The sequence below is a fragment of the Glycomyces xiaoerkulensis genome (assembly GCF_002798405.1).
In the GTDB taxonomy this organism is placed as follows: domain Bacteria; phylum Actinomycetota; class Actinomycetes; order Mycobacteriales; family Micromonosporaceae; genus Glycomyces; species Glycomyces xiaoerkulensis.
In genome coordinates this window covers 302304-314581 of record NZ_PGGV01000016.1, presented here as the reverse complement: position 1 = coordinate 314581, position 12278 = coordinate 302304, and the positions used below count along the sequence as shown (strand labels likewise).

Sequence of the window (12278 nt, the reverse complement as noted above, 5' to 3'; positions counted from 1 at the left end):
GAAAGCGCTGCTCAGGCGGTCCTGAAGCGCCGTTCCCTCCATACGCGCCATACCACATACGCCACAGCCGCAACGCCGATTCCGGCCGCGGCGATCTTGAGTCGCTTCGGCCCCGACAGGGCGGGCCGGAGCTCGACCGGGCGTCGGAAGGTCAATTGCGGCCAGCCCTCCTCGGCGGCCAGGCGCCGCAGGCCCCGGTCGGGGTTGACCGCGCGCGGGAAACCGACCGCCCGCAGCATCGGCTCGTCGGTGATCGAGTCGGAGTAGGCGAAGGACGCCTCCAGGTCGATGCGGCGCCGGGAGGCGAACTCCCTGATGGCCTCGGCCTTGGCCGGCCCGGCGGCGTAGAACCCGATCTCGCCGGTGAACCGGCCGTCGGGGCCGATGAGCATCCGGGTGGCGATGACGTCGGTGACCCCGAGCATCGTGCCGATGGGCGCGACCATCTCCTCGCCGGAGGCGCTGACCAGCACGACCGCCCTGCCGGCGGAGCGGTGCGCCTCTATGAGGGCGGCGGCCTCGGCGTAGACGAACGGGTCGATCAGCTCGTGCAGGGTCTCCTCGACGATCTCCCGGACCTGGTCGGCGGGCCAGCCGCGGGAGAGGGCCGCGACGTAGTCGCGGGTGCGCGCCATCTGCTCCTCGTCGGAGGACCTTCCGAGCCGGAACGCCAGGTGCGAGTAGGCGACCTTCAGGACGTCGCGGCGGCCGAGCAGGCCGCCCCGGTAGAGCGGGCGGCTGAACGCGAGGGTGCTCGCCTTGGCGATGACGGTCTTGTCCAGATCGAAGAAGACCGCCCCCTTGGCCTCGCCCTCGGGCGCCGAAGGGGCGGGATTCGGCTTGAGCGAGAGTGCCGGCGAGCCATGGATCGGCTCCTCTGGGATCATGCCGCCAGTCTAGGCGCAACCGCCGACCGCCACCTCCGGTTATCGAGCGGCCTTCCGGGTGGTGTCGGTCGCGGCCCGTAGGCTTGCGCCATGCCGAAGAGCCAGCGGATCTCCTACGCCTGCGCCGCATGCGGGCATCGCGTCGCCAAATGGGTCGGCCAGTGCCCCGACTGCGGGGAGTGGGGTTCGATGGAGGAGTCCGCGGCCCCGCCGCGGCGGACGGCCGGTCCGGCGGCGCCCGTCTCGAGCGCGCGCCGGCCCGCGTCGCCGGCGCGTCGGATCGGCTCGGTCTCCGCCGAGCAGGCGGCGAGCCTGCCGACCGGGATCGGCGAGTTCGACCGGGTCATGGGCGGCGGGCTGGTCCCCGGCGGGGTCACGCTCATCTCCGGGGAGCCGGGCGTGGGCAAGTCGACGCTGCTGCTGGCGGTGGCCCACCGGTTCGGCGAGGCCGGGTACGGCCGCGCGCTGGTGGCGACCGGCGAGGAGTCGGCCTCGCAGGTGCGCCGCCGGGCCGACCGGACCGAGTGCCTGTCCGAGGAGCTGTACCTGGCCTCCGAGACCGACCTGGCCGCGGTGCTCGGGCACGTCGACGACGTGAAGCCGTCGCTGCTCATCCTCGACAGCGTCCAGACGGTCATCGCAGGCGACGCCGACGGCGTCCCGGGCGGGGTCACGCAGATCAAGAGCGTCGCCGGCGCGGTCATCGCCGAGGCCAAGTCCCGCGACATGGCCGTCGTCCTGGTCGGTCACGTGACCAAGGACGGCAACATCGCCGGGCCGCGGGCGCTGGAGCACCTGGTGGACACGGTGGTGCACTTCGAGGGCGACCGGCATTCGATGCTGCGGCTGCTGCGCGGGGTGAAGAACCGCTTCGGGCCGGCCGACGAGGTCGGCTGCTTCGAGATGACCGAGGACGGGATCGTGTCGCTGGCCGACCCGTCGGGGCTGTTCCTGGACGACGCGCCGAGCGAGCCGACGCCGGGGACGTGCGTGACGGTGACGATGGAGGGCCGCCGGGCGGTGCCGGTGGAGGTGCAGGCCCTGCTGGGCAAGTCCATCAAGGACGGCGCAGTGCCGCGGCACACGGTCTCGGGGCTGGACCAGGCCAGGCTGAACATGGTCCTGGCGGTGCTCACCCGACGCGGCGGCCTGCGGTTGCTGGACCGCGAGGTGTACGCGACGACCATCGGCGGCATCCGGGTGCGCGAACCGGCCTCGGATCTGGCGCTGGCGCTGGCGCTGGTGAGCGCCGAGCAGGAGATCGCGGTGAGCGCGGACCTGGTCGCGATCGGCGAGGTGAGCCTGACCGGTCAGGTGCGGCGGACGGTGAACGCCGACCGGCGGCTGTCCGAGGCGGGGAGGCTGGGTTTCAAGACCGCGATCGTGCCGCGCGGCTCGGTGGTCGAGCGGCACCGGGGCATCGAGGTGATCGAAGTGGAGACGATCAACGACGCCAAGCAGGCGGCGGCCCGGTCCTGGGCCCGGCGAAGCTGAACCTATCGGCATGCCGCGACCCGACGGTCGGCGAGGAGCTTGTCGACCGCCTCTTCCGTCCGGGTGAACAGTTCGCGGTAGTGGCGCTCCCGGGCCTGCCCTTGGAGGTCTTGACCCTCACTGTCGAACAGGGCGGCCACATGGGTGTCCGGTACGTCGCAGAACTCCGAAACCCCCCGCTTCAGCGGCCCTTCCAGGAGCGTGATCACCAGATCGGAGTTCGGGTCGTCCTGAGTGAGCCCGGCCAGGCCGAGCCACAGCATCCGCTTTCCCGCCATCGGGGACTTGCTCCGGCCGTAGGTCAGACCGTAGTTCCAGACCCGATCGAACCATCCCTTGAGGAGGGCAGGCAGCCCGAACCACCAGACCGGGAAGACCGGGACGATCACATCGGCCGCGTGGACGCGGTCGACCTGAGCGTGGACCTCCTCGGAGTAGCGCTTGTCGCGGTTGCCGTAATCCGGCTCGTCGGCAACGTTGTTCCTGGGATCGAATCCCTCGGCGTGGAGGTTCAGGAGGTCGATCCGGTATCCGGCGGCCTCCAGTCGCGTCGCCGCCCGGTCGGCCACGGCCGCGGTCAGCGCATCCGAGCGATGGTGGGATACGACGACCAGGGCGGTGAGTTCGGCATCGGTGGCGCGGTCTTCGGTGTGTTCGCTCATGGATCCAGTACAGTCCGGATTCGCTGGACGGGCCATGGCCGAGGACCACCTGTTCCTTGGTCATCGTCTACTCTTGCGCGCGTGGATCCCATGAGTCACATGCTCGGCGGTATCCGCGCCGAGGGCGCGTCGGTGAGCCGGATCTCCCTGGAACCGTCGTGGACGACCCGCTTCGCCCACGAGTCCTCGCTGACCATGCTCACGCTCGTCGTCGGCGGCGGCTCGGTGATCCTCGGCGACGGCTCCGAATACGTGATGAACGCCGGCGACACCGCCCTGGTCAAGGGCCCCGAGCCGTTCCGACTGGCCGCCGCCGTCCCCGGGGATTCGCTGCGGACCGGTGAGGGCACCCGCCTCGGCGACCGGTGGCCGGACCAGGGCGAGGAGCGGACCACCGCGGTCGTGGGCGCCTACCGGTCCACGCGGGCCGGCCACGAGCGCCTGCTGCGAGCACTGCCGCAGGCCCTGGTGCTCCACGAGGAGACCGACGACGTGCTCTGGCTCCAGTCGCTCGAGGACGCCCTGCGCCGCAGCGACCGGGCCGGAGGCCAGGCCATGATCGACCGCGTGCTGGACTGGGGGCTCGTCTGCACTCTGGGCTGCTGGTTCGACATGCAGGGCCGAGAGGCCCCACCGTGGTACCTGGCGGTGACCGACCCGGTCGTCGGACCTGCGCTCGAGACCATCCACCAGTATCCCGCCGAACCGTGGACCGTCGGTTCCCTGGCGGCGGAGGCGCACGTCTCCCGCGCGTACTTCGCTCGGCGATTCACCGAGGCCATGGGCCAGGCGCCCCTGCGGTATCTGACCGAATGGCGTATGGACCTCGCCGAGGAGCTTCTGTCGGATCCGAATCCGAGCGTGCGGGAAGTGGCCGCAGCGGTCGGATACTCCGACCCGTTCGCCTTCAGCACGGCTTTCAAGCGGCACCGGGGCATGAGTCCGAGGGACTTCCGGACTCGACACGGCTGAGCGCCCGCCCCGGAGCCGTTCCTCGCGCATGCCGGTCCCGCTCAAGGCAGCCGCCCGGTAGCGGGCCGTTCGGCCCCGAGCCCCGCCTACCCTGGAGACCATGCGTCGAAGCACATCCGCCCCGTCCGGAACGTATGCCCCTACGGCAACGCCCGGTGGCGCTTCGATGCCCGCGCAGACGACTTCGAACCGAACGGATGCGTGTCGGCAATGTCAGTACAACGCCAGATCCCGAGGGTCGACCGCACCCCGAAGGAGACGATGTGAGCATCCCGAACGAACGCCGGAAACTCGGCCGCACCGGCATCGAGGTCACGCCCCTGTGCATCGGGACGAGTCCGCTCGGCCGACTCGAAGACCCCGGTGATTTCGACAGCGCCGACGCACGCGCCGTCGCGACCGTCGAGGCGGTGTTCGACAGCCCGGTCAACTTCCTCGACACCTCGAACGGCTACGGCATCGCCGAGCAGCGCGTCGGCGCAGCCGTCCGGAAACTCGGCGGCCTGCCCGAAGGCTTCGTCCTGCAGACGAAGGTCGATCCGGATCCGGTCACGAAGGACTACTCCGGGGCGCGCGTCCGCGCCTCGGTCGAGGAGAGCCTCGAGAGGCTCGGCGTGGACCACCTGCCGATCCTCGCGCTCCACGACCCGGAGTTCATGTCGCAGGACGGGTTCGCGCCCGGAGGCGCGCTCGAAGCGCTCGTCGAGTTGCGGGACGGCGGCGTCGCCGACCACCTGGCGGTGGCGTCCGGCGCGCTCGAGCTGAGCGAGCGCTACCTGGACACCGGCGAGTTCGACGTGGTGCTCAACCACAACCGCTTCACGCTGCTGAACCGCTCCGCGGAGGCGCTCTACGCGAAGGCGCGCGAGCAGGGCATCGGCGTGCTGAACGCCGCGCCGTACGGCGGAGGCATGCTGGTGAAGGGGCCTGAGGCGCAGCCGAAGTACGCCTACAGGGTGCGCGAGGACGCCTTCCGCGAGAGCGCGGTCGCGATGGCGGCGGCCTGCGAACGCGCCGGAGTTCCGCCGGCCGCTGCGGCGCTGCAGTTCTCCATGCGCTCGCCGCTGGTGGACTCGACGGTGGTGGGCGTCACGCGTCCCGAGCGGGTGCGGGAGTCGCTGGACCTGATGGCCGTCGACATTCCCGCGTCGCTGTGGGAGGAGCTCGACGCGCTCGCCCCGGAGGCCTCGATCTGATCGGAGCGATCGAACCGTCCTGCGGGGCGTCCGGGTTCAGCCGAGCCAGAACCGATTGACCTCGCCCGAGCCGGCGGTGACCAGCACCGGCCGTCCGTCGAGTTCGGAGACGGCGATGTGTTCGAATCCGAGTCCGGGCATGTCGGTCTCGAGCAGGATCTCGCCGGAGGCGACGTCCCAGAACGCCATCGTGCGGTCGAGGGTGCCTGCCGCACCGACCAGGGTCCCGCCGATCTCGACGACCGTCATCGCCTTGACGGTGCTGCCGTCGATGTTGACCTCGGGGCCGTACTCCCGGTTCGCGGCCACGTCCCAGGCGACCGCGTTGCCGCCGAAGTCGCCGGACACCACCAGGACGGTCTCGCCGAGGTAGCCCACGGCGAACTCGCTGACGCTTCGGTCCTCGTGCTCGTACATGGGGTAGTCGTGGAAGAGGGATCCGGTGCCGAGGTCCCAGGCGCCGACGCCGTACTCGCCGCCGACGACGTTGGCGGCGACCAGTACCGACTGCTCGCCGATGTCGATGACGTCGCCGTAGCCGACCGAGAGTCCCAGGTCGTAGGTGTAGTGCTCGATCGGGTCGAGGGTCGCCAGATCGGTCACGGTGATCTCCTTGCCGGCGTTGACGAACACCGGCTGCCCCCGGTATTCGGTGACGGTGGTGATGTCGTAGTCGCCGCCCAGGTCGATCTCGCCGAGATTCTCGCCCGAGGCGAGGTCCCAAGCGTGCGCCAGTCCGACTTCGACGGAGATGACCACGACCTCGCCGTCGACCTCGGCCGCGTGGAGTTCGGTGACGGCGTTCTCGTGCTCGGACAGCGGCGGCGCGGCCTCTTCGCCGGTGTCGAGGTCGTAGATCTCGACGTCGCCGTCGCGGGTGCCGGACAGCACGACCGGAGTGCCGTCGAGCTCGGCTACGGTCATCGCCGAGGCTCCGGCCATCCCGAGAGACCAGGTCTCGCCGATCTGCTCGCCGAGCGAGTCCAGGTCGGCGTCTTCGAAGGAGGGGATGGCGCGCATGGAGGCTGCGGCCGGATCCGCTCCGCTGCCGGATCCGGTGGATTCACCGGTGGTCTCGCCGGTCGGATCGATGGTCGCTTCATCGGCCGGGTCGTCGCCGCAGGCGGCGAGCGCCCCGGCGAGCACCACACCGGTCGCGGCGGCGACCGGCCTGCGGAGGGAGTTGAGTGCCATGCGAATCGGGTCCTCTCGTGCGGTCGTCGGCTCTGGTCAAGAAACCTAGTCGGTGGCGTCAACCCGGCCATGGACGGGCGGCCGCGGGCGCTGCGACACGATGTGACCTGGGGAGGTCGAAGTCCGAATCGTTCCCGACTCGGGCGTCGGTGCGCCTAGAGGCCGAGCTTCACCAGGTCGTTCCTCGAGGCGACGCCGAGTTTGGGGTAGGCCTTGTACAGGTGGTATCCGGCCGTGCGCGGGCTGAGGTAGAGCTGCTCGCCGATCTCGCGGTTGCTCAGACCCGCGGCGGCGAGCTTCACCACCTGCAGCTCCTGGGGTGTCAGCCGCTCGGACAGGTCGGGCTCGGCCTCGATCGGGCCGGAGTCCCCGGCCGCTCGGAGCTCGCGGCGGACCCTGTCGGCCCACGGTTTCGCGCCCAGCCGCTCGAACACCTCCGCGGCCGTGCGCAGCCGCGCCTTGGCCTCGTTGACTCTTCTGGCGCGCCTGAGCCATTCGCCGAGCAGCAGGTCGGTCCTGGCCGTCTCGAACGGGAACGGGTCGTCTTCGCGGTGCAGGTCGGCGGCGCGCTCGAAGTGCTTGCCCGAGTCGGCCTCGTCCGACAGCAGCCCCCGACAGCGCTCGACCATCGCCGCCCAATGCGGCTTCCCGGTCGCCGCGGCCCAGGTCTGGAACCAGGACCAGGCGTCGCCGATCCGTTCGGGACGGCCCGCGCGCACGGCCGCCTCGACCACGACCGGCACGTGCGTGAGGGCGTCCCCTGGCGCCTGCGAATCGAGGTGGGCCAGGTACCGCTCGAGCGCGTTCCCGTAGCGGCCGGAGCTGAAGTCCAGCAGCGCCAGCGCCGTGTCGGTGGAGACCGACGTTTCCGGGGCGCCGTCGGTGGCCCGCTCGATGATGTCGCGGGCGCGGGTTTCGTCGCCGCGCAGCGCGGCGATCGGGGCGAGCACGTGGGCGCGGGCCCGCACCGGCCAGATCCTCTGGCCCAGTTCGTCGGAGATGTCGACGGCGCGGTCGGCGAGGGCTTCGGCCTCCCGCCAGCGCCCCCGGTGGAACTCGGTGATGCCGTTGAGGACGAGGACCCTCGGCAGCGGGCCGGAGGCGCCGATCTCGCGGCACTCGCGCACGAGGTCGGCGGCGTCGCGTTCGGCGGCGGCCATGTCCCCGATCATGGTGTGCCACCAGATCATCATGGCACGGTTGGACAGCGAGTTCTGGCTCTGGAATCCCAGGTGCACGTCGATGAGGCGGCGCAGGGAGTCCACGCCTTCGGCGACGGTGACCGAGCACGAGCGGTTGAATCCGGCCGAGGCGATCGCGAGGTCGCGGACCAGCGGCGCATGGTCGAGGCCGAGGCGTTCGGCGTGCTCGGCGGCCACTTCGGCGCGGGAGAAGTCGCCGCTCTGCCAGGCCAGCTCGACGGCGCGGAACAGCGGGTATCCCGCCGCTTCGTGCCGCCCGGCCATGAAATGGTCGGCGGCCTCCATCCACAGCCGGTAGGCCTCGCGGCCGTCGCCGCTCCAGGAGGCGACCGAGGCGGCGACGGTGTAGGCGCGCCCGAGGACGGTCCGGTCGCCGGTGAAGCGGCCGACCTGGAAGGCCAGTTCGGCGGCCTTCGGGCCGTTGCCGGCGGTCAGGGCGGCTTCGGCCGCGCGCATCAGGCGGCGGCCTTTCTGGGAGCCTTCCGGGCTGAAGGAGGCGGCGCGCTCGAAGATGGAGTATTCGACCGAGTGTCCGCCGCACCCGGCGGCGCATTCGGCCGCGACCTCCAGGTTCTCGGCGATCTGCTCGTCGGGCCCGGTCGCGGCGGCGGCGAGGTGGAAATAGCGACGGTGGTCCTCGGGGGCGTAGGACTCGGCGAGGGTCCGGTGCGCCTCCAGGCGGCGGTAGCTCGGCGCGCTCCGGTAGGCGGCGTTGCGGATGAGGGGGTGGCCGAATTCGAAGCGGCCCTGGTGGTGCCGGATGAGGTCGTCGGCTTCGGCGGGGGCGAGATCGGCGAGGGTGGAGCCGAGTTTCTCTGCGGCGGCGAGGATGAGTCCGCTGTCGCCGGAGTCTTCGGCGGCCACCAGGAGCAGGAGGGTACGGGTGGCCTCCGGCAGGCGCTCGATGCGGTCGGTGAAGGTCTGCTTGAGGCGGACGGTGGTGGAGCGGCGGTGGCCGGGGAAGGCCGCGGCCAGGCGAGGGTCGGTCTCGACCGGCGGCAGTTCGAGGAGCGCGAGCGGGTTGCCTTGGGCGGCTTGGAGGATGCGTTCGCGGGTGGAGGGCGACAGACCGGTCATGCGCTTGCCGAGCAGGTCGGTGGAGGCGTCTTCGCCGAGGGGGCCGAGGTTGAGCTCGTCCAGGCCCGGGGCGGGGAAGTCGGGGGCGTAGCCGTCGCGGGCGACGAAGACCATGGCGACGCGTTCGGCGGCGAGGCGGCGGGCGGTGAAGAGGAGGACGTCGGCGGAATCGCGGTCGAGCCAGTGGGCGTCGTCGACGATGCAGAGGACGGGGCGGTCGTCGGCGGCCTCGGAGAGGAGGCCGAGCACGGCCAGACCCACGGCGAAGCGGTCGCTGCCGGGACGGGCCTGCCCTTTGGGGATTTCGATCAGGCCCAGGAGGATGCGCAGGGTCCGGGCCTGGGGTTCGGGGAGGGCGTCGAGGTGGCCGGCGAGCGGATGGAGGAGGGCCTGGAGGCCCGCGAACGACCAGGTGGTCTCGCTCTCGACCCCGACGCAGCGCAGCACGTTGAAGTCCCCGGCGGAATCGGCGGCGGAGTCGATCAGGCTCGACTTGCCGATGCCGGCCTCGCCGCGGACCACCAGCGCGGCACCGCGCGATGCGCGTGCGTCGTCGAGAAGGGACTCGAGGGCGGCGGTCTCGGCGGCGCGTCCGTGCAGCATGGCTCCAAGCCTAGCTCTGCGCAAAGGCCGCAGAACCCCCCGAATCCCAGGTCGGACCTTCTCGGTGCCGCTGCCGCGGCGCCGCCGAAGGCCGGCGGTCCGGCGCGGCGGCGCCGGACCGCCCCCTCACGCCGGCAGCGGGGCCTCCTTGCGGGCACTGACCAGCGCCCGCGCCCACCACCGGAGCTCGTCGAGGAACGCCTTGGCGAACGGCTCCGAGTCGGCGAACCCGGTGAACTCGCCGTTCTCATCGAGCTTCTCCCAGTACATCGGGAAGGCCAGCGAATGCCGGATCGTCATGGCGCGCACCTCGGGGAAGATCTGCCGCAGGTGCTCGACCGCGCGCACGCCCCCGGATCCGGCGCCGTACGAGATCAGCCCCACCGGCTTGGCGTGCCACTCGTGCATGAAGTAGTCGATGGCGTGCTTCAACTGGGCCGGGTAGGAGTGGTTGTACTCGGGAGTCACGACCACGAAGGCGTCGGCCCGGTGCAGGCGTTCGCCCAGGCCGGCGACCGGCTCGGAAGGCCGCTCCGGCGTCGCCCACATGTCCCGCTCGCCCAGGTACTGCGGCAGGCCCGCCTCGCGCAGGTCCACCAGGTCGACCTCGAAGTCCCCGTGCGCCTCCGCCTGCTCGGCGATCCACTCGGACGGCACCGGGCCCCAGCGGCCCTCGCGCGTCGAGCCGATGATGACGGCCAGCTTCAGCCTCTCTGACATGTCGTTCCAACTTTCATCGGTTCGGTACGGGTTCGGGAACGAAGCTACGGACGGACCGACTGGAGGCGCATCCGTCGGCCGACCGGCGGCCGACCGGTCCAGTCGGCCCCGCCGGGCTGAGCCAGTCGGTCGACGGATGCCGCACGCGTCGGCCCGTCCGTACGTTCGGGACCATGACGAACACACTCGACCCGGCCCCGGAGGCCGAGCGCACCCGGTGGGGGACGATCCTCGCCGTCGGCTTCGCCCAGCTCGTCGTCGCCGGCGGCATGTCCGGCGTCGCGGTGGGGCTCCCGCCGATCCGCACCGCCCTCGGCGTCAGCGAGGCCGCCACCGCCTGGGTCCTGCTGGCCTACGCACTGCCGATGGGCGCGGTCGCCATCGCCGCCGGGCGGCTGGCCGACCGCGCCGACCTCCGCGCGGTCGCGGTGTTCTCGATCGGCGGCCTCACCGTCTTCTCCGCCGCGGCCGCTCTGGCACCGAACTTCGCGGCCCTGGTCGCGGCCAGAGCCGCCCAAGGGCTGCTGGGAGGGCTGCTGTTCGGGATGACCGGCCGGATCGTGGTGACCTGCTCGATCGAAACGCAGCGCGGCCGCGCGATGTCGGCGATCACCCTGATGATGACCATCGGCGGCATGGGCATGATCGCCCTCGGCGGCTTCATCGTCGCCGCCTTCGACTGGCGGGGGCTGTTCTGGATCTTCGCCGTCGCCGGGGCCGGCGCCGTCATCGCCCTGCGGGCGACGGTGCCGAGCAACGGCACCGGCCTGCCGCGGGTGGACCGGACGATCCTGATCGACCTGGCGACCTCCGGCGGCGCGATCTTCACGTTCCTGCTGGCGTTCGAATACCTCGACCGGGCCCCGTGGATCGCGCTCGCGGCGCTGGCAGCCAGCGTCGCGCTGGGGGCCGTGTGGGTCCGTCGGCCCGACTCGGCGCCGACCGTGGCGATGCTGCGGAACCCGGCGATGGCCGGTGCGCTGCTGAGCCTGACGCTCATGTCCGCGTTGACCGGCCTGCTGAACTTCAGCCTGCCGTTCCTGCTCACCGACGTCCACGGGGTCAGTCCGGACCTGGTCAGCACCGTGCTGCTGGCCTTCGTCGGGGGCCTGGCGGTCATGACGCCCGTCTCGGGCTGGCTGGCCGACCGGTTCGGGGCCGGGCGCGTCTCACTGGGCGGGGCGGGCCTGCTCCTGGCCGGGATCGTCCCGCTCCTGCTGGTCGACGAGTCGACCTCCCCGGCGGGCATCGGCGTCCGGATCGCGGCGATCGGCCTGGCCTTCGGCGTGTTCAACACCCCGATGAACACTTATCTGCTCGCCACCGCTCCGAAGGACCAGTCGGGCACGGCCGGGGCGTTCATGGCCACCACCCGCACGATCGGCACCTCGCTGGGACCGGTCCTGGCGGCGCTGGCCTGGGGCCTGGGGGCGACGGCGATCGACGGGTACCGGCTCTCGGCTTGGACCGTCGCCGCGACCATGCTGCTGGGAGCAGCCGCCATGGCTACTACGAAACCGTGGCGGTCCCGCACTCGAAGCGGTCGCCCGTTATACGGCGACGACCCGAAGTGTCGATTCCAGGCCGAGGAAGTCATCCGGATTCCGGGTGTAGAGCGGGATCTCGTGAACCGAAGCGATCGCCGCGATCATCAGATCCATTTGGCGCGGCTTCGGAGACCGGCCCTGCGACAGCACAAGTGCCGCAAGGGTGCCGAATCGACTCGCGGCCTCACCGTCGTACGGCAACGGTTCGAAGTCAGCGACCGCGGCGCTGAGTTTCTCCAGACGCACCGCGCGCTGCGAGGACGACCTCGCCATCGCAATGCCTTGGTGCAGTTCGGTCATAGTGACGGCGGTCAGTTCGGGGACGTCGGGAAGCAGATCCAGTTCGACGTCCTGAAGGTCGATGTACACGCAGGTGTCGAGCACTCCTCGAGGCTCAGTCTCGTGCATCGGCCCGCTCCCAGGGGTCGTCGTCACCGACTCGGTTCTCGCCGAAGAATTCGTCGGCTTCTCTGCGCATCTCCGCGTAGTCGACCGGAGGGAGCCTCCGGTGCCGCTCCATCAGTTCCGCGGAGGAGACCTTCCGGCGCCGACTGCGAGGGCGCACCTCCGCCACCTCGATACCGTTCCGCGTGATGACGTAGGTTTCCCCGTTCTCAACGGCAGTCATCACGGCCGCAGAGTTGTTGCGGAATTCGCGCTGGGTGATCGTCTCCATACGGAGTACGATAGCACCGCGGGACACGTGGGGCTACCGGGCGACGGT

General features: G+C 71.1%; 10 protein-coding genes and 1 pseudogene. 4 read left to right on the top strand and 7 right to left on the bottom strand.

The genetic code is table 11. The features are described from left to right. Window positions 1-11 precede the first annotated feature (11 nt). A complete protein-coding gene (locus tag CUT39_RS07135) occupies window positions 12-887 on the bottom strand; it encodes an HAD family hydrolase (RefSeq protein ID WP_100445264.1) in 876 nt (291 codons plus the stop codon). Window positions 888-977: 90 nt separating this feature from the next. On the opposite strand from CUT39_RS07135, the gene radA reads away from it, so the two are divergent. After that, on the top strand, window positions 978-2381 hold the full coding sequence (radA, locus tag CUT39_RS07130) for a DNA repair protein RadA (RefSeq protein ID WP_100445263.1): 1404 nt from the start codon (window positions 978-980) through the stop codon (window positions 2379-2381). A 2-nt stretch (window positions 2382-2383) separates the two neighbouring features. Here the strand turns inward: radA and CUT39_RS07125 are convergent, their stop codons facing one another. Next, window positions 2384-3043 carry an NAD(P)H oxidoreductase gene (locus CUT39_RS07125; RefSeq protein WP_100445262.1) on the bottom strand — a complete coding sequence of 220 codons (660 nt, stop codon included), beginning with the start codon at window positions 3041-3043 and terminating at the stop codon, window positions 2384-2386. Window positions 3044-3124: 81 nt separating this feature from the next. Here CUT39_RS07125 and CUT39_RS07120 point away from each other — a divergent pair, with 81 nt between their 5' ends. Together CUT39_RS07120 and CUT39_RS07115 are read left to right on the top strand one after the other, a co-directional pair. Continuing rightward, window positions 3125-4015, top strand: a complete 891-nt coding sequence (locus tag CUT39_RS07120) for an AraC family transcriptional regulator (protein ID WP_198586934.1) — start codon at window positions 3125-3127, stop codon at window positions 4013-4015. A 263-nt stretch (window positions 4016-4278) separates the two neighbouring features. Further along, entirely contained in the window at window positions 4279-5211 is a 933-nt protein-coding gene (locus CUT39_RS07115; RefSeq protein ID WP_198586933.1) for an aldo/keto reductase, read from the top strand. A gap of 36 nt (window positions 5212-5247) precedes the next feature. On the opposite strand, the gene CUT39_RS07110 is transcribed toward CUT39_RS07115, so the two are convergent. The 3 genes from CUT39_RS07110 to CUT39_RS07100 form a co-directional block, all read right to left on the bottom strand. Then, window positions 5248-6405 carry a WD40 repeat domain-containing protein gene (locus tag CUT39_RS07110; protein ID WP_100445259.1) on the bottom strand — a complete coding sequence of 386 codons (1158 nt, stop codon included), beginning with the start codon at window positions 6403-6405 and terminating at the stop codon, window positions 5248-5250. A 155-nt stretch (window positions 6406-6560) separates the two neighbouring features. Next, a complete protein-coding gene (locus CUT39_RS07105; protein WP_100445258.1) occupies window positions 6561-9287 on the bottom strand; it encodes a helix-turn-helix transcriptional regulator in 2727 nt (908 codons plus the stop codon). A gap of 126 nt (window positions 9288-9413) precedes the next feature. Beyond that, on the bottom strand, window positions 9414-10007 hold the full coding sequence (locus tag CUT39_RS07100) for an NADPH-dependent FMN reductase (protein ID WP_100445257.1): 594 nt from the start codon (window positions 10005-10007) through the stop codon (window positions 9414-9416). Between the two features lie 173 nt (window positions 10008-10180). On the opposite strand from CUT39_RS07100, the pseudogene CUT39_RS20190 reads away from it, so the two are divergent. Continuing rightward, a pseudogene (locus CUT39_RS20190) lies at window positions 10181-11545 on the top strand (MFS transporter); the annotation flags it as partial. Window positions 11546-11557: 12 nt separating this feature from the next. Here the strand turns inward: CUT39_RS20190 and CUT39_RS21705 are convergent. Then, a complete protein-coding gene (locus CUT39_RS21705) occupies window positions 11558-11962 on the bottom strand; it encodes a type II toxin-antitoxin system VapC family toxin (protein ID WP_100445256.1) in 405 nt (134 codons plus the stop codon). Further along, a complete protein-coding gene (locus CUT39_RS21700) occupies window positions 11949-12230 on the bottom strand; it encodes a type II toxin-antitoxin system Phd/YefM family antitoxin (protein ID WP_100445255.1) in 282 nt (93 codons plus the stop codon). Before CUT39_RS21700 ends, CUT39_RS21705 begins: the two co-directional genes overlap by 14 nt. Window positions 12231-12278 lie beyond the last annotated feature (48 nt).

Coding starts and splice junctions, on each gene's coding strand:
- CUT39_RS07135 (WP_100445264.1), bottom strand. CDS start 887: ATGATCCCAGAGGAGCCGATCCATGGCTCGCCGGCACTCTCGCTCAAG.
- radA (WP_100445263.1), top strand. CDS start 978: ATGCCGAAGAGCCAGCGGATCTCCTACGCCTGCGCCGCATGCGGGCAT.
- CUT39_RS07125 (WP_100445262.1), bottom strand. CDS start 3,043: ATGAGCGAACACACCGAAGACCGCGCCACCGATGCCGAACTCACCGCC.
- CUT39_RS07110 (WP_100445259.1), bottom strand. CDS start 6,405: ATGGCACTCAACTCCCTCCGCAGGCCGGTCGCCGCCGCGACCGGTGTG.
- CUT39_RS07105 (WP_100445258.1), bottom strand. CDS start 9,287: ATGCTGCACGGACGCGCCGCCGAGACCGCCGCCCTCGAGTCCCTTCTC.
- CUT39_RS07100 (WP_100445257.1), bottom strand. CDS start 10,007: ATGTCAGAGAGGCTGAAGCTGGCCGTCATCATCGGCTCGACGCGCGAG.
- CUT39_RS21705 (WP_100445256.1), bottom strand. CDS start 11,962: ATGCACGAGACTGAGCCTCGAGGAGTGCTCGACACCTGCGTGTACATC.
- CUT39_RS21700 (WP_100445255.1), bottom strand. CDS start 12,230: ATGGAGACGATCACCCAGCGCGAATTCCGCAACAACTCTGCGGCCGTG.